A 17123-nucleotide genomic window follows, 5' to 3' on the forward strand; every position below is an offset into this window, starting at 1 on the left:
AAGGTGGATTTCTATGGGGATGTTTTATCTATTGTTGCTTGAATACCTTGATTGGCTATGGCTCTTACGGTGAGGCGTTAAATCATTGGGATACCTCAAAAGTGAGTATTGTAACTACAATGCTCCCAATTTTTACGATGATATTTTCCAACATTAGTCATTATTTTTATCCTCATATTTTTGCCGAACCAGATATGAATTGGATAAGCTATCTTGGAGCATTCGTGGTAGTGGGAGGAGCAATTTTAGCAATTGCTGGTGATAAGTTATTTAAACGAGGGTGAGTATACAAGCGGTTGTAAATTGATAAAAATTTACAACCGCTTTTTGTTTAAATGACGTGTAGTGTTTCTAATGCGTATAAAATACCGTCTTCTTCAATCGGTTTTGTAATGAAATCTGCCACCGCCTTCAGCTCAGGTTCGCCATTGCCCATAGCCACACCGAAGCCGACAGTCGGTAACATTTCCATATCATTAAAGCCATCTCCAAATGCCATTGAGCTTTCAATATCAATACCTAATTTTGCCAGCACATCTTGAATACCACGAGCTTTGGAGTTCTCTTTTCTTAGAATATCCACCGCATTCGGGTGCCAGCGAGCCTCTTTTAAATCATTTGCAAAAATTCCGCTATTTTCGACCGCTTGTGTTTGCTCTTTGGTATAAAACAGCAGCATTTGCACAATATGCTCTTTTTCGTGGTAGTGCGGATCAACCAAATAATTCGGTGTAATCGGTAAAACCGCTTCGTGAACGATAGGATTAGTTTCAGAAACTGCAATCGTCATCGGTGTTACAAAGGCGTAAATAATGCCTAATTCATTAGCTTTGCGAATAATTCGCTCAATTTGCTCACGGCTAAGGGAATAATCGCTAATAAGCTGATCTTTATAGAAATTATATTGCCCATTAATCGTAACAAATAATTCAAAGCCTGTTTCGGGATTTAAATAGGGTTTCAAGGCTTCAGGGAAACAACCGTGATTTCTGCCTGTGGCGATAGCAGGAATAATCCCTTTTGCTTTTAGGCGAGGTAAAACTTGCTCGGTAACAGAAGTAGGAATGTAGGCTTTATGCTTTACATACAAGGTTTCATCAATATCGAAAAAAACAATTTTAATTGGTTTTTGAGGTGTGTTCATCTGCTTTTCCTTTATGTTGCCAATAGTAAGATTTTACTCTTTTTTCGAGAAAGATCACAAAAATAGTCCGAAAAAAGCGACTTAAGTTTGATAATCTGCAAAGAAAAGGAGGAAAGATGAATGTATTCGGCTTTCGTTGTTTTCACTGTGATAAATCATTGGCAGTTGGTATTCACGGATTTTGCAGCATTTGCCAAAAGCAAATGAAAAAGCAACATTACTGCACTCATTGTGGAATGAGTTCTTTAGCATACCGTGATTATTGCGGTTATTGTTTAAAAAATGAACCTAAGTGGCAAAAATTAGTGCGAGTGGGAGAGTATAAACAGCCGCTTTCTCATTGGATACATCGCTTTAAATTTCAGCAACAATATTGGCTCGATCAAGCCCTTGCTCGACAATTGCTTTTAGCTATAAAACAAGCTCAAAGAGAGCAAGGTTTGAGATTGCCGGAAGTGATTATGCCCGTGCCGTTATTTTGGCAGCGATATTGGCAGAGAGGCTTCAATCAAAGCGAATTGTTAAGCTGTTGGTTAGCTAAATGGCTAAATATTCCGTTGGATAATCAAAGTTTAATAAGGCAGCGGAAGACTATTTCTCAACGAGATCTTAGTGCAGCACAACGCCGTAAAAATTTAAAAAGAGCTTTTAGCTATCAACCTATCAGAGAGTATAAGCGAGTAGCGATTGTTGATGATGTACTTACAACAGGTTCAACGCTGAATGCAATTTGTACCGAGTTATTGAAATGGAATGTTGAAGAAATTCAAGTTTGGGTGTTAGCAAGGGCTTAATATTATTTCTTTATTTGAAATAATATATTTTAAAATTGATGGATTATCAAATAAATGTTTTCCTTTAAAATACGCCCTCAATTGTTTAGTTACTTTTATTTTTTAAGGAAAGCTTATGAACTCAACTTTAAACAACTTACAACCGCTTGCTCTTTTAATTACCCGTATCGTAGCAGGTTATATGTTCTTACTTCACGGCACGGCAAAATTCTTTGAATTCCCAATGTCGATGACCAACGGCAACGGCAGTGTACCATTCTTCTCAATTTACGGTGCGGCAGGTATTTTGGAAATTGTAGGCGGTATCTTCTTTATTTTAGGCTTGTTCACACGCCAAACTGCATTTTTACTTTCAGGTATGATGGCGTATGCGTTTTTCATCGTTCACGGTGCACAAGGCAACGTATTATTACCATTATTAAATGGTGGCGAGTTAGCCGGTCTTTATTCAGTATTATTCTTAACCTTTATTTTCATCGGTGCAGGAAAATATTCACTCGATGCGAAATTATTTGGTAAAGCGTAATTCCCATTAGCTAATAATACAAGCGGGCAGATTTGGTAAAAAATTTACAAAATCTGCCCGCTTGTTTTTTGTTTTATGTGTATATAATTAGATTAACACATTCGCTACTGTAATACCCACAATACAAGCAGTAATCACGCCTACTAAACCCGGAGCCATAAAGCTGTGGTTGAAGTAGTATTTACCGATTTTAGTTGTGCCTGTTACGTCAAAGTTCACGGTTGCGATATCTGACGGATAGTTTGGGATAAAGAAGTAAGCATAGGTTGCCGGCATTAAACCCACTAATAACGGAGCCGGTAAGCCCATTGCAATCCCCACCGGTAATAACATTTTTGCAGTTACCGCTTGGCTGTTTACCACCACAGACACAGCAAACATTGCGAAGGCAAATGTCCAAGGTTGGGCTTGAACCATTTCCATTACGCCTGCTTTAAATGCCGGCATTGCGTGCGTAAAGTAGGTATCGCTCATCCACGCAATACCGAAAATTGCAATTGCGGCAACCATACCTGATTTAAATACCACACCATTTGGTACTTTTTTCGGATCGGTTTTAGTTAAGATTAAGATTAAACCACCAAAGGTAAGCATTACAATTTGGATAATTTGATCCATACCGGCTACTTTGCCTGTTGCAGCTACTGTTGGTTTAATGCTTGGAATCATTGCAATAACTACAATAGTCGCAATTGCAGCTAAGAATAGATAAACTGAGTTTTTCGCACTTGCCGGTAATTGTTCATCTAACGAAGTTGCACTGGTTTGTTCAATTTGTTTGCGTAATTCCGGGTCTTGCATACGACGTTGGAATTCAGGATCGTCCTCAAGCTCTTTACCGCGACGTAAGCTATATAAAGACATCGCAATGACACCGCAGAAAGTTGCGGTAATAGTTACCCCTACCACATTTAAAAGCGTAACGCCTTCAAAGCCCGGTAATTTAGTAATTTCAGTTAAATAATAAGCAACCGCAGCAGATAACGGGCTACCGGTAATCCCTAATTGAGAGGCTACAGAGGCGGCTGCCATTGGGCGTTCCGGTCTGATTTTATTTTTTAAGGCAATATCGCCGATAATCGGCATAATTGAGTAAACAGAATGCCCTGTACCTAACATCAACGTCATCACATAGGTAACAAGCGGACCTAAGAACGTAATACGTTTAGGGTTGTTACGTAAAATGCGTTCTGCAATCTGCAACATAAATTTTAAACCGCCAGCCGCTTCAAGGATAGAAGCACAGGTTACAACGGCTAAAATCACTAACATAACGCTGATTGGCGGAGCGGAAAGTGGCATTCCTAAGAAGAAAACTTCCACGAATAAACCAATACCTGACACAACCCCTAAACCGATACCACCATAACGGCTACCAGCGTATAAAAATGCTAATAAAAGCAAAAATTCTGCATAAAGCATAAGAACCTCAATTTAAAAATAATCACTGGAAATAAGTATACTCGAATTATTTTTTTAAACTTTGAAATAAATCAAAAATTACTAACTCTAAAGAGGTGGTTTGATGAAAATTTAATTTCTTTTTTAGAAAAATAGATTACTAAGCAATTAATAGATAACTCACTTGAAGGCAAACGGTTGCTCTGATAGAATTTGCGGAACAAAAATTTAACTAAAATGAATAATTATTCATTTTAAAAGGTGTTATGAAAAGCTACTTTTACTCATTAATTAATGTTTTCGCACAAAGCCATTTTGGTGGCAATCCAGTTGCGGTATTTTATGAAGCAGATGGATTAGATGACAGCCAAATGCAGCTTATCGCCCGTCAGTTTAATCTTTCCGAAGTAGTTTTTATTCAATCCCCTACCTATTTACAAGCGGTCAAAAAACTCAAAATTTTTACGCCTGATTATGAAATGCCTTTCGCAGGACACCCAACCATTGGTGCAGCCTTCGTTTTACGTTCAAAACTCAATCTGCCTGATGAATACCTTCTTGAAACTAATGCTGGTTTGGTTGAAATTCAACATAAAAATAATGAAGTTACCTTTGCATTAAAAAATGGAGCAAAGTTGGAAAGTACCCCTCTAAGCCGTGCCGAATGTGCCGATATTTTAGGACTTGAGATTAGCGATATTGCTTGTGAACCTTGCTATGTAAACACCGGCGTAGAGCAGTTGTTGATTGAGTTATCGTCCCCACAAGCGGTCGAAAATTGCAAAATAAATGCAAATTTATTTATAGGTAATAGAGCCATTAAAGATAGTCTCTATATTTGGCATAGAATGGGATATAAAGTAAAAGCCCGATTGTTTTTTACTGCACAAGGTGCGGTAGTGGAAGATCCGGGAACAGGCTCAGCTGCGGCAAATTTGGGCGGGTGGCATATTGCAAAAGGGCTAACACCATTGAATGTTACTATTTCTCAAGGTGATGAAATAGATAGACCGAACCGTTTGTCTTTAAGTGTTGATGAGAAACACACTATCTTCGTTGGCGGTAAAGCAATTTTAGTGGGTAAAGGAGAATTTTATTTACCGTAAAATTTTGGTTGCTGTCAGATGAATTATTATGCAATAATTTTGCATATTTTTATTTTAATGTTTACAGGGAGAAACAAAATGGCGTTTAACTTAAAAAACAGACATTTATTAAGTTTAGTAAATCACACCGAGCGTGAAATTCGCTTTTTATTAGACTTGGCTCGTGATTTAAAACGTGCGAAATATGCAGGCACAGAACAGCAAAAGTTAAAAGGCAAAAATATTGCGTTAATTTTTGAAAAAACCTCCACCCGTACTCGCTGTGCTTTCGAAGTGGCGGCTTACGATCAGGGGGCTCACGTTACTTATATTGACCCAACTTCTTCGCAAATCGGGCATAAAGAATCAATGAAAGATACAGCCCGTGTGTTGGGTAGAATGTATGATGCAATTCAGTATCGTGGCTTTAAACAATCAGTGGTGCAAGAGCTTGCCGACTATGCAGGCGTGCCGGTATTTAATGGCTTAACCGATGAATTCCACCCAACCCAAATGCTTGCCGATGTTTTAACGATGATTGAAAACTGCGAAAAACCGTTAAGCCAAATCAGCTATGTTTATATTGGCGATGCCCGAAATAATATGGGGAATTCTCTGCTATTAATTGGAGCAAAATTAGGAATGGACGTGCGGATTTGTGCCCCAAAAGCCTTATTACCTGAAGAAGCTTTAGTTGAAATGTGCCAAAAATTTGCAGCGGAATCAGGGGCAAGAATTACCGTAACTGAAGACATTGAGAAAGCAGTTAAAGGTGTAGATTTCGTACATACCGATGTTTGGGTTTCAATGGGTGAGCCGTTAGACAGTTGGGGCGAACGTATTGATTTATTAATGCCTTACCGAGTAACGCCTGAATTAATGAAATTGACGGGTAATCCTAAAGTAAAATTTATGCACTGCTTACCGGCATTCCATAACTGTGAAACCAAAGTTGGTAAAGAGATCGCTGAAAAATATCCAGCATTAGCAAACGGCATTGAAGTAACCGAAGAGGTGTTTGAATCGCCGGCGAATGTCGCGTTTGAGCAGGCAGAAAACCGAATGCACACGATTAAAGCGGTGATGGTGGCAAGTTTGGCTTAGTTGAAATTAAAAGCGGATTATTAAAAAATAATCCGCTTTTTCTTTATTTAAACATCAAATATTTCATACTGAAATTATCTACCACATAGCCAACATTATCTTCAAACTGAAGTCGAATATCACTCAATGATAACACCACACTACCTAAATCAATGTTGAGTAGGTCGGATTTTATGTTTTCCAATACTTCATATTGATGCGTTTGCGTAATGTCTAACTTGTGTTTAGCAAAAATTTTTCGTACTTCATCGTCTATATTAAATTGAATTTCCGGCTCAATGCTTTTAAAGGCAATGATAAATTCCTTCGGGGCTTTTATTTCATCACAGGCTTGGGCGGTTTCGGTATAATTATCAGCATTAAATTCATTAGTGGTAAAGTCATAACCTTGATAGATTAACGTTTGGCACTGATTTCTATCTTCTTCGGTTCTTCGAGTATAGATATGGGTTGGGCGATAAAACATTCTCTCTAAAACAATAAACTCTTTCGCATTTTCAATATCGGCTTTGGTTAAGCGAATAGGGCGGCGATCAGAGGTTTCAAAGATGCGTGGATACTCATTATAATCTCTCTCGCTAATCAGTTCATAAGATGACTCAATACCATATTTTTGTTTAAATTTTTCAGAGTGAAATTCTCTTGCAACATAACTTACCATTGAATTAAAACGTTCAATTTCAGCACGGTTATCGCCTAGTGATTGTTTATGTTTAAATACGGCTTCTTTATTGATTTTATTATTCTTATCTAGCAAGTTATGTTCGTTTAAATAGCGATCTAAACGCTGGGTTTGGTCTTTAATCGCCATTTGTTGTGGGTCTAAAACAAATACTGAAATCAAAATGACCACAATCGAAACCGCAGAGAATAAGCGGTATTGAGCGAAACGTTGTACTAGCAATAATCCATAACAGATGGATAAAGTAATAGCTCCAATCGCTAAATAAATACGGGCTTCAGTTAAGCCATAATTGCTTAGGCGAATGTAAATGGCATACCACACTAAAGCGAGTGGCAATAAGGCTAAATAAACATAGTAACGATAGAACAATTGCCATTTTGCATTTTGTAGCAATAATTGTACCGCTTGTATTGCTAAACCAATGGTTAAATAGGGGAAGGCAACGTTTGCCACCACGCCATTTGGCATCTCGCTTTGGATGATAATATAAACCACATAGGCATAAATAATGGTAGTATAGATAATTAACGCTGGTGATAAAATCCAGTTTAGTAACATTTCACCGACTCGATTTAAATAGGTGGAGTCATCCGCAGATCTTTGGTGTTCAAGTGTTAGAAATAGAACAGGGAAAGCCCAAACAATAGAAAATATCCAGAACCGCTCGAATAGAGAGTAGTCATAACTATTGAGGTTAAATAGCTTGGTAATGGCAAATGTAATCGCACTTAATGCTGCAAAAATAATCGTTGCTAATACAAAAGCAAAGCCAATATTTACTAATTTATTGACCGTTTCACGGACAAAATATGTATTATTTTTATGCCAATGTTGGCTGATTAAACATAAGAAAGTACAAAGCATTACAGCCCAATAACGGGAATCTTTAATAAGTTCAAGTTTGATTTCAGTAAAAAACAAGGCAATTGCAATCGGCAACAGAATTAAAAGCCAATAAGCTTTGGTGCTGCGTGCTAAATAAAGCACTATAAAGCAAATTGGAGCAAGGGCAATTAAGTTTTGAAAAGTTTTTAATGAATTATATTCGCCCCCATAAGGCAGCAATATTGATGTTACATAGGTTACGAATAAAATTTCAATCGGGTGCTGAATAATGGCATTTTTTACCATAGTGCCGAAGTGTTTTAATTTATCAAACATAAATATTTCCTAGCCAATTGTGAGAGAATAAGAAAGCCTATAGTTTATAAAACTATAGGCTTTCGTTTATAACCAACCTCTACGTTTAAAGTAAAGATACGGTGCTGAGGCGGCGATAATCATCAAACCAATCGCCATTGGGTAACCATATTTAAAGCCCAATTCAGGCATAAATTCAAAGTTCATTCCGTAAGTGGAGGCTACTAAGGTTGCCGGCAGGAACATCACCGACACCACCGAGAAGAATTTCATAATGCGGTTCTGCTCAATATTGATATAACCCATTGCCGCTTGCATTAAGAAGTTTACTTTTTGGAATAATGACTCATTATGCGGTTGTAGGGATTCAATATCTCGCATAATATCTCGAGCTTGCTCAAGCTGGTTATTCGGTAAGCGTGTTTTACGCAATAGGAAACTTAAGGCTCGCTGGGTATCCATCAAACATAATCGCACTTTTGAGCTGGCATCTTCAAATTCAGTTAAGCGAGAAAGTGCATCGTTAAAGTTATCTTTTTCTTGTTTACCGTCTAAAATCACACGGCTTAATTTTTCCAAATTCGCATAGACCTCCTCAATTACGTCTGCCAGCTGTTCGATTTTGGTTTCAAATAAGTCGAGCAACAATTCATAAGCGTTACTGTCAATTAATTTTTCACGGCGTGAACGCATACGATACAGGCGAAATGCCGGTAAATCTCGATCACGAAAGGTGAATAAACGCCCATCACGAATAGTAAAGGCAACGGTAGCAATATCCGCATAGCCACCATCATCTAAACAATAAAAGAATGAGTGCAAGTGTAAGCCGTCTTCATCTTCAAAAAAGCGGGCAGAAGCTTCTAAGTCTTCTAATTCGTGTTCTTCAGCAAGGGTTTGGTCTAAACGGTTTTCTAACACGCTTCTTTCAGCTTCAGAAGGGTCGATGAGGTCGATCCATATTGCATCATTGAGCAGGGTTGGGTTAGTTTCATCAACGCTGACTAAGCGTGCGTTATCCAGTCCAAAAGCACGGATCATATTAAGCTCCGAATGGTTAGGAGGCTAGGACAAAAAGGAACAAAGATACTAGGCGAGTATTACCGATCTTGTCGGTAATTTGAGGTTAGACAAGATAGGTTAAAGAGTTAAGTATCGACTATGACTGTCCAAAATGTGTAATCCTCAAGAAAAAATAATGTGCGAATGTTACAGAATTTAGGTTTTTTAGTCAAGTAAGCGGAGGTTTGCTTGGAAAATTGACAATGCTACAAGCGGTGATTTTTTTGATGAAATTTGCAAATTATTAAGGAAAAATGACCGCTTTTTTGCTATGGTTACACCTAAATTTTAATGAAAGAGAATGAGCTATGAATAACGTTCAGCAACCAGAACAAATTGAAAAATTAGACCAAGCTACAGAAACCACTCACTTCGGTTTTAAAACCGTTGCTAAAGAAGAAAAACAGCAGCTCGTGGCGAATGTGTTTCACTCGGTGGCAGGTAAATATGACTTAATGAATGATTTGCTATCATTTGGTATCCATCGTGTGTGGAAGCGTTTTACCATTGATTGCAGTGGTGTTCGTAAAGGGCAAAAAGTGCTGGATTTAGCCGGTGGTACGGGGGATTTTACCGCAAAATTTTCCCGAATTGTGGGCGAAACAGGCGAAGTGATTTTAGCGGATATCAACAGCTCAATGCTTGAAGTCGGGCGGGAAAAATTACGCAATTTAGGTGTGGTCGGCAATGTGAGTTATGTACAGGCAAATGCGGAGTGTTTGCCGTTTGCGGATAATACCTTTGATTGCATTGTGATTAGTTTCGGTTTGCGAAATGTTACCGACAAAGATAAAGCCCTACGTTCAATGTTCCGCGTGCTAAAACCGGGCGGTCGCTTACTTGTATTGGAATTCTCAAAGCCGATTATTGATCCGATCAGCCAACTTTATAATTTCTATTCTTTCAATATTTTGCCGAAAGTGGGTGAAGTGGTGGTAAATGATGCGGAAAGTTACCGCTATTTGGCAGAGTCTATCCGTATGCACCCAAAACAAGACGAGCTGAAAGCAATGATGGAAAACGCCGGCTTTGATAGCGTGAATTACTATAATTTAAGTGCGGGCATTGTGGCGTTACACAGAGGTTATAAATTTTAGCGATGTTAAATGAACTTAAACAACAATTGATGTTTCCTCAATTTGCTTTTGGGTTGATTGAAACGGCATTTAATGCGTTACTTAAACGCTCACCACATATTGAGCCTAACCTACGTAAATTAACAGGAAAAGTGCTTAAAATTGAACTAACTTCGCCCAAAATGGATTTTTTTATCCTGTTTGGTGAAAATCGAACAGATTGGCTAGGTAGCTATGAAGGCGAGCCAGATTGTTCTGTACAATTGGCGTTTGAAACACTCCCTAAACTGGCAGATAAACAAAAACTCACCGACTTAATCAATAATAAATCGCTCGTGCTAAATGGCGATATTCAGGTGTTGCAACATTTCACCACGTTACTTGAGCAGTTAGAAAAAGACCCTGCGGAGTTGCTTTCCCCTTTTATTGGTGATGTATTAGCACAAACTTCAACCGATTTTGCGAAAAAGATGGCAGGTAAAATTAAATCTCAGTTCGAGCTAAATAACCAACATTTGATTGATAATTTAATGCAAGAACGCCCTGTGCTCGTTCATCGCCTGCAAGCGGTGAATTTTTACGATCAGGTCGAAGAATTGGCACAACAAGCGGTCAAATTAGAGCAAAAATTCGCAAAATTAGGAATTCATTAATGCAATTTAAAAATATTCGGCGTTTTTATCAAATTATCTACACTTTTCTCCGCTATGGCATTGATGAAGCCATTCCTAATCTGCCGATTACCCGCAAAATGAAATTAGGGCGTAGAGCGTTGTTTTGGGTTAAAAATCAGCATAGTGAAAAACCTTATGGCGTGCGTTTACGTTTGGCATTGCAAGAGCTTGGACCGGTTTGGATTAAATTAGGGCAGATGCTTGCCACTCGCCGTGATCTTTTTGCTCCGGAGCTTGCCGATCAACTTGCCTTGTTGCAAGACAATGTAGAGCCGTTTGAGGGTAAAGTTGCTCGTCAAATTATGGAGCAAGCATTAGGTGGTTCTCTCGAAACGTGGTTTGAAGATTTTGATGAAACCGCATTAGCATCTGCCTCGATTGCTCAAGTTCACACGGCAAAATTTAATCAAAATCAACCGCTTGCAGGCAAAGATGTGGTGCTAAAGGTTATTCGCCCTGGCATAGAACCTGTTATCAAAGCGGATTTGGAGTTAATGTATAAAATTGCTCAACTGATCCCAAAATTATCAAATGATGGGAAGCGTTTGCGTGCGGTCGAAGTGGTTCGAGAGTACGAAAAAACGATTTTAGACGAGCTGGATTTACGCAAAGAAATGCACAATGCTGTTCGGCTGAGAGCTAATTTTGAAAACAGTGAAATGCTCTATGTGCCGGAAATGTACCAAGATTTCTGCCATAAAAATCTGATTGTGATGGAGCGGATTTACGGTATTCCTGTATCCAATATTGCCGAGCTTGAAGCAAATGGAACAGATATGAAATTACTTGCCGAACGTGGTGTGCAAGTGTTTTTCACCCAAGTGTTTCGTGATAGCTTTTTCCACGCAGATATGCACGCCGGTAATATTTTTGTTAGTCGTGAGCATCCGCACAATCCGCAATATATCGGTATTGACTGTGGTATTGTCGGCACGCTGAATCATAACGATAAACGCTATTTGGCGGAAAGTTTTGTGGCGTTTTTTAACCGTGATTACCGCCGAGTAGCCTTAATGCACGTGGAATCGGGCTGGACACCGCCGGATACCGATATTGATAAATTTGAACAAGCTTTCCGTGAAGTGTGCGAGCCAATTTTTGCCAAACCGTTGTCTGAAATTTCATTTGGACACGTTTTGCTGAATCTGTTTAATGTGGCTCGAGAATTTAATATGGAAGTGCAGCCGCAGTTAGTGTTGTTACAAAAAACCTTACTTTATATTGAAGGCTTGGGTAGACAGGTTTATCCACAACTTGATTTATGGCAAACGGCAAAACCGTTTTTACAAAATTGGCTGAATGAGCAGGTGGGCGTAAAAGCGATGATTCGTGATATTAAGCAGCGTTTGCCGCAATATCGTGAACATTTTGCCGAATTTCCTGAGGCGATGTTTAAAGCCTTGCAGCAACAGAAACAGATCAACTTTAGATTGGCGGAAATTAATGAGAGTTTAAAAGATCAAAATTCAAGCAAAAATAGCCGTTTTATTACGCTGTCGATTTCGCTAATTGTGATCCTCGGCACATTTTGGAAATTTGAGTCTTTGCCGATGTGGCTAAGCGTGCCATTATTAACGGTATTTCCGCTGGCGTTGATTTTGAGCCAACGCAAATAAGCGGTCGTTTTTTATAAATTTTTTGCAAAATCCCTTTTTTATATGTCAAAGTAACATATAATGAATGGAGTTTTACTTTATTTATTCCCAATTAAATGAAAGGAGTTTTTATGGGTGGTATTAGTATTTGGCAACTTCTGATTGTGGTTGCAATCATCGTGTTACTTTTCGGTACAAAGAAATTACGTACTTTAGGTTCTGACTTAGGTGAATCAGTAAAAGGCTTCAAAAAAGCAATGTCTGATGAGAAAAAAGACGCAGGATTTGATAACGTTGAAAAAGTTGAAGTGAAAGAAAGAGTTTCAACAGAGCAACAACAAACCGTTGTAAAAGATAAAGAGCAGGTTTAATTCGTGTTTGATGTAGGTTTTTCTGAATTAGTACTGATTATGATTGTGGGCTTAGTGGTACTAGGTCCAAAACGTATGCCGATTGCGATTAGAACCGTGATGGGCTGGGTGAGTACAATTCGAGGTTTAGCCGCAAACGTGCAAAATGAATTAGCTCAAGAACTTAAATTGCAGGAATTAAAAGACAGCATTAAAAAGGCGGAAGAGCTTAATTTGAGTTCCCTTTCACCTGAATTGAGTAAAACCGTAGAAGATTTGAAAAACTCGGCGACTCAGTTGCAAGATTCGATTAATTCTGCAAAAAATGAGTTTGATAATAATGCTGCAACATCGGCAACAGTACCAAAACTGAGCGATGAGCAGGTAGCAGAAATCCAACAAAAAATTGAGCAGGAAAGCCAAGAGCTAGAAGCTCAAGAGTTGCAAAAAACAGTAGAAAATCAACCGCTTGCAGTTGATGATTTATCTGAGCAATTACCTGCTTCTAAAGCAGAAAGCGAATTATCGCCGGATGAAATTGCAGAATTAGCTGAAATGGAAGAAGCACTGGTGGATATGTCGGCTTACTACCCACCAGATGACGATTTAGCAACTCCGGCTACAGCTACAACGGAAACAGCGAAGAAATCGGAGGCAGAGTATGGCAGAAGTTGATGAATCTCAACCGCTGATTTCGCATTTGATTGAACTCAGAAACCGATTATTACGTTGTTTTATTTGTATTTTAGTCGTTTTTTGTTGCTTAGTTTATTGGGCAAACGATATTTATACCCTATTGGCAACCCCTTTAACAGAGAACCTGCCTGAAGGTGCAACGATGATTGCAACCAATGTTGCAACGCCGTTTTTTACACCAATTAAATTGACTATTGTTGTGTCGGTGTTTTTGTCTGTGCCTTTTATTTTGTACCAAGTGTGGGCTTTCGTTGCCCCTGCGTTGTATAAGCAGGAAAAACGCTTAGTTTACCCACTATTGGTTTCAAGTACCTTGTTGTTCTACTGCGGTGTGGCTTTTGCTTATTATGTGGTATTCCCATTAGTTTTCGGCTTCTTAACCTCAACTGCCCCGGAAGGGGTAACAATGGCAACCGATATCAGTAGCTATCTAGATTTCGTTTTAACCATCTTTATGGCATTTGGTATCTGTTTTGAAGTGCCTGTGGCAATCATTTTATTATGCTGGGCGGGTGTAACTACACCTGAAGATTTAAGAGAAAAACGCCCGTATATTATCGTGGCTGCTTTTGTAATTGGTATGTTTCTCACGCCACCCGATATTTTCTCTCAAACCTTATTAGCAATCCCAATGTGTTTGTTGTTTGAAGTCGGTGTGTTGTGTGCCAAATTCTATCGTCCGAAAGACGATGATGACGCATCAGAGCAGGTTGCACAGTAATAATTTTGTTAAAAAAGGCATAGCACCTGTGGCTGTGCCTTTATTCTTTTTAGGAAATTTAAAATGCAAGTAATTCAATCTCAATTCCCTCTACGCCGTATGCGTCGTTTACGCAGACACGATTTTAGCCGCCGTTTAGTGGCAGAAAACCAATTAACTGTAAATGATTTAATTTATCCTGTGTTTGTGATTGAAGGTGAAAATCAGCGTGTGCAAGTGCCTTCAATGCCGGGTGTAGAGCGTTTAACTATCGACCAACTTTTAGTTGAAGCAGCAGAGCTTGTGAAATATGGTGTACCTGCTGTGGCACTTTTCCCTGTGGTGGGTGATGCGAAAAAATCGCTAATGGCAGAAGAGGCTTATAACCCTGAAGGCTTAGCTCAGCGTGCAGTGCGTGCATTAAAAGCAAAATTCCCAGAGTTAGGTGTGATTACTGATGTCGCCTTAGATCCATTTACCACGCACGGGCAAGACGGCATTATTGATGAAACGGGTTATGTATTAAACGATATTACCACTGAAGTGCTGGTAAAACAGGCGTTATCACACGCAGAAGCAGGAGCAGATATTGTTGCTCCAAGTGATATGATGGACGGACGAATTGGCGAAATCCGTGAGGCATTAGAGGCTAACGGTTTTATCAACACCCAAATTATGGCGTATTCCGCAAAATATGCCTCAAACTACTACGGTCCATTCCGTGATGCGGTAGGTTCTGCCGGCAATTTAAAAGGCGGCAATAAATACACTTATCAAGTTGATCCTGCGAATGGTAACGAGGGTTTACACGAAGTCGCAATGGATATTCAAGAAGGGGCGGATATGGTAATGGTAAAACCGGGTATGCCTTATTTGGATATGGTGTGGCGTGTAAAAGAAAACTTTGGTGTGCCAACCTTTGCCTACCAAGTTTCAGGCGAATATGCGATGCATATGGCAGCAATTCAAAACGGTTGGCTAAAAGAGCGTGAGTGCATTATGGAAGGCTTGCTCTGCTTCAAACGAGCAGGAGCAGACGGTATTTTAACCTATTTCGCGAAACGTGTGGCGAAGTGGTTATATGAAGATGCACAATCAAAATAATTGATGAACGACAAGCGGTTGGATTTGCAAAAAAATTTACAAATTTAACCGCTTGTATCTTATTTACACTCGTTATTTATACTAAGTCAAACAGTAAAAATTCTACGTCATCTTGAGCGTTAATTTCTAACAAATCTTCTTGGCGAATGCCTAAGGCATCGCTTGTGGTTAGCTCAACGCCGTTTACAGTTAAATTTCCTCTTACTACTTGTAACCAATAGCTGCGATTGCTATCAAGAGTAACTTGCTCTGTTTTTGTCGTTGGGTATTGGTAACGCCACAATTTCATATCTTGATAAATTTTGAATGAGCCATCTTCTGCGTTTGGTGAAAGAATTAACGTTGCTCCCTCTTTCGGGGCAAATTTGTCTTGGCTGTAGCGTGGTGTAACATCTTTTTGATTTGGGATAATCCAAATTTGGTAAAGGTGCAGAGTTTCTTCCGAAGATGGGTTTACTTCAGAATGGAAAATCCCAGTACCTGCCGACATAATCTGAAATTCACCCGCTTTCACTTCAGTTTTATTGCCCATACTGTCTTCGTGAGCGACACGTCCACTTAATACATAAGTTAAGATTTCCATATTGTCGTGTGGGTGCTTGCCGAAACCGTAATTTGGGGCGATGAAGTCCTCGTTAATCACGCGTAAATGGGAGAAATGGATATGCTTCGGATCGTAATAATTGGCGAATGAAAAAGTGTGATAGCTCTCAAGCCAATCGAAAGATCCGTTGCCACGTTCGTGTGCTTTTCTAAGTTGTAACATAATATATTCCTTATTTGTGTGTTTTGTTATGAATAGTTTACTCTGTTATTAAAATAGATAAATGGTGATTTTATAGATTAATTGTTTCCTATTGGTAAATAATTTGCAAAAAAGAACCGCTTGCATTTTCCTTAAAAAACGTTATGATTACGCCCCCTTGAGTTCCCTTACCTCAAGTTGTTGTTTAACTAAAAAGGATACAATATGAATCTTAATACTTATTTTTCGGACGAAAGCAAATTTCGTTCGCTGATTTTACTTTCCCTTTTCCATATTTTTATTATTACCATCAGTAACTATTTAGTGCAGATTACGTTTGAAATAAAAGTGCCATTTACTGATTGGGTGATTCCGACTACTTGGGGAACTTTCACTTTCCCGTTTATTTTCTTAGCTACCGATTTAACTGTGCGAGTGTTTGGGGCTGAGCTGGCTCGAAAAATTATTTTTCTCGTAATGTTGCCTGCGTTGCTTATTAGTTACATCATTTCAGTGTTGTTCTTTGAAACCGAATTTCAAGGCTTTGCTGCTTTATCTGAATTTAATCTTTTTGTTTTCCGAATTGCATTAGCCAGTTTTAGTGGCTATGTGGTTGGACAATTTCTGGATATTTTTGTATTCAACCGTTTACGTCAAGGCAAAAGCTGGTGGCTTGCTCCAATGTGTTCAACTATTTTCGGTACATTAATTGACACTTTCGTCTTTTTCGCAGTGGCGTTCTATAAAAGTAGTGATGAATATATGGCGGAACATTGGTTTACCATCGGGTCGGTAGATTATGCGTTTAAACTTTTTGTGAGTTTATTACTGTTCTTGCCGCTTTATGGTGTTGTATTAAATTTCATTATGAAAAAATTAGATTTGAAATAGAAATTATTCTGTGAGGGTTTGGGGATTATGTCGAAAAAAGGTATAATCCCCATAATTTTTTATATTTAGAGAACAAAACAATGAGTAATATTCCATTAAGAAATGAAGAAGAAATCCAAAAATTACGTGAAGCCTGCAAATTAGCCTCAGATGTGCTGGTGATGATCACGCCGTATGTTAAAGAAGGTGTGAGTACAGGTGAATTAGATAAAATTTGCCACGACTATATTTTGGCAAACGGTGCAACTTCTGCGAGTCTTGGTTATCACGGCTTCCCAAAATCAGTATGTATCTCGCTAAATGAAGTGGTTTGCCACGGTATTCCGAGTGATGATAAAAAACTGAAAAAAG

19 protein-coding genes are annotated in these 17123 nt (G+C 38.8%); 14 read left to right on the plus strand and 5 right to left on the minus strand.

What is annotated here, in order from left to right:
* The coding region (locus tag ACJHV0_RS04990) for an EamA family transporter (protein ID WP_483133553.1) at positions 1-284 on the plus strand (284 nt) is incomplete at its 5' end.
* A gap of 47 nt (positions 285-331) precedes the next feature.
* On the opposite strand, the gene ACJHV0_RS04995 is transcribed toward ACJHV0_RS04990, so the two are convergent.
* Entirely contained in the window at positions 332-1144 is an 813-nt protein-coding gene (locus ACJHV0_RS04995) for a Cof-type HAD-IIB family hydrolase (RefSeq protein WP_025236782.1), read from the minus strand.
* Between the two features lie 116 nt (positions 1145-1260).
* Here ACJHV0_RS04995 and ACJHV0_RS05000 point away from each other — a divergent pair, with 116 nt between their 5' ends.
* Together ACJHV0_RS05000 and ACJHV0_RS05005 are read left to right on the plus strand one after the other, a co-directional pair.
* Positions 1261-1938: a phosphoribosyltransferase family protein gene (locus ACJHV0_RS05000; RefSeq protein ID WP_483133554.1), complete on the plus strand. Its 678-nt coding sequence runs from the start codon at positions 1261-1263 to the stop codon at positions 1936-1938.
* Between the two features lie 115 nt (positions 1939-2053).
* The gene (locus tag ACJHV0_RS05005) at positions 2054-2464 is read left to right on the plus strand and encodes a DoxX family protein (RefSeq protein WP_463626926.1); all 411 of its coding nucleotides are present in this window, start codon (positions 2054-2056) and stop codon (positions 2462-2464) included.
* An 87-nt stretch (positions 2465-2551) separates the two neighbouring features.
* Here the strand turns inward: ACJHV0_RS05005 and ACJHV0_RS05010 are convergent, their stop codons facing one another.
* Positions 2552-3886 (minus strand): anaerobic C4-dicarboxylate transporter, encoded by a 1335-nt coding sequence (locus tag ACJHV0_RS05010; protein ID WP_025236732.1) that lies wholly within the window; start codon positions 3884-3886, stop codon positions 2552-2554.
* Positions 3887-4131: 245 nt separating this feature from the next.
* Between ACJHV0_RS05010 and ACJHV0_RS05015 the strand changes: the two genes are divergently transcribed.
* Entirely contained in the window at positions 4132-4971 is an 840-nt protein-coding gene (locus ACJHV0_RS05015; RefSeq protein ID WP_483133555.1) for a PhzF family phenazine biosynthesis protein, read from the plus strand.
* A gap of 78 nt (positions 4972-5049) precedes the next feature.
* A complete protein-coding gene (locus tag ACJHV0_RS05020) occupies positions 5050-6054 on the plus strand; it encodes an ornithine carbamoyltransferase (protein WP_283386808.1) in 1005 nt (334 codons plus the stop codon).
* Positions 6055-6097: 43 nt separating this feature from the next.
* Here ACJHV0_RS05020 and ACJHV0_RS05025 read toward each other — a convergent pair whose 3' ends face one another.
* Both ACJHV0_RS05025 and corA read right to left on the minus strand, forming a co-directional pair.
* On the minus strand, positions 6098-7900 hold the full coding sequence (locus ACJHV0_RS05025; protein ID WP_483133556.1) for a DUF4153 domain-containing protein: 1803 nt from the start codon (positions 7898-7900) through the stop codon (positions 6098-6100).
* A 66-nt stretch (positions 7901-7966) separates the two neighbouring features.
* Positions 7967-8920 carry a magnesium/cobalt transporter CorA gene (gene corA / locus ACJHV0_RS05030; RefSeq protein ID WP_483133557.1) on the minus strand — a complete coding sequence of 318 codons (954 nt, stop codon included), beginning with the start codon at positions 8918-8920 and terminating at the stop codon, positions 7967-7969.
* Positions 8921-9249: 329 nt separating this feature from the next.
* Between corA and ubiE the strand changes: the two genes are divergently transcribed.
* The 7 genes from ubiE (at position 9250) to hemB (ending at position 15136) form a co-directional block, all read left to right on the plus strand.
* Positions 9250-10038, plus strand: coding sequence for a bifunctional demethylmenaquinone methyltransferase/2-methoxy-6-polyprenyl-1,4-benzoquinol methylase UbiE (ubiE, locus tag ACJHV0_RS05035; protein WP_283386810.1), 789 nt, complete (start codon positions 9250-9252; stop codon positions 10036-10038).
* 2 nt (positions 10039-10040) lie between these two features.
* Positions 10041-10670: a ubiquinone biosynthesis accessory factor UbiJ gene (locus ACJHV0_RS05040; protein WP_483133558.1), complete on the plus strand. Its 630-nt coding sequence runs from the start codon at positions 10041-10043 to the stop codon at positions 10668-10670.
* The gene (gene ubiB / locus ACJHV0_RS05045; protein WP_483133559.1) at positions 10670-12307 is read left to right on the plus strand and encodes a ubiquinone biosynthesis regulatory protein kinase UbiB; all 1638 of its coding nucleotides are present in this window, start codon (positions 10670-10672) and stop codon (positions 12305-12307) included. Before ACJHV0_RS05040 ends, ubiB begins: the two co-directional genes overlap by 1 nt.
* A 110-nt stretch (positions 12308-12417) precedes the next feature.
* A complete protein-coding gene (gene tatA, locus ACJHV0_RS05050; protein WP_025342164.1) occupies positions 12418-12657 on the plus strand; it encodes a Sec-independent protein translocase subunit TatA in 240 nt (79 codons plus the stop codon).
* A 3-nt stretch (positions 12658-12660) separates the two neighbouring features.
* Entirely contained in the window at positions 12661-13311 is a 651-nt protein-coding gene (tatB, locus tag ACJHV0_RS05055) for a Sec-independent protein translocase protein TatB (RefSeq protein WP_483133560.1), read from the plus strand.
* Positions 13298-14053 (plus strand): twin-arginine translocase subunit TatC, encoded by a 756-nt coding sequence (gene tatC / locus ACJHV0_RS05060; protein ID WP_025236722.1) that lies wholly within the window; start codon positions 13298-13300, stop codon positions 14051-14053. The genes tatB and tatC overlap by 14 nt, the downstream gene beginning before the upstream one ends.
* 63 nt (positions 14054-14116) lie before the next feature.
* Positions 14117-15136 (plus strand): porphobilinogen synthase, encoded by a 1020-nt coding sequence (gene hemB, locus ACJHV0_RS05065; protein WP_334233663.1) that lies wholly within the window; start codon positions 14117-14119, stop codon positions 15134-15136.
* Positions 15137-15212: 76 nt separating this feature from the next.
* On the opposite strand, the gene ACJHV0_RS05070 is transcribed toward hemB, so the two are convergent.
* Positions 15213-15902 (minus strand): pirin family protein, encoded by a 690-nt coding sequence (locus tag ACJHV0_RS05070; protein WP_334247665.1) that lies wholly within the window; start codon positions 15900-15902, stop codon positions 15213-15215.
* Between the two features lie 204 nt (positions 15903-16106).
* On the opposite strand from ACJHV0_RS05070, the gene ACJHV0_RS05075 reads away from it, so the two are divergent.
* Together ACJHV0_RS05075 and ACJHV0_RS05080 are read left to right on the plus strand one after the other, a co-directional pair.
* On the plus strand, positions 16107-16772 hold the full coding sequence (locus ACJHV0_RS05075) for a 7-cyano-7-deazaguanine/7-aminomethyl-7-deazaguanine transporter (protein WP_025236719.1): 666 nt from the start codon (positions 16107-16109) through the stop codon (positions 16770-16772).
* Positions 16773-16852: 80 nt separating this feature from the next.
* The coding region (locus ACJHV0_RS05080; RefSeq protein WP_483133561.1) for a M24 family metallopeptidase at positions 16853-17123 on the plus strand (271 nt) is incomplete at its 3' end.

This window comes from Mannheimia sp. (genome assembly GCF_056854775.1).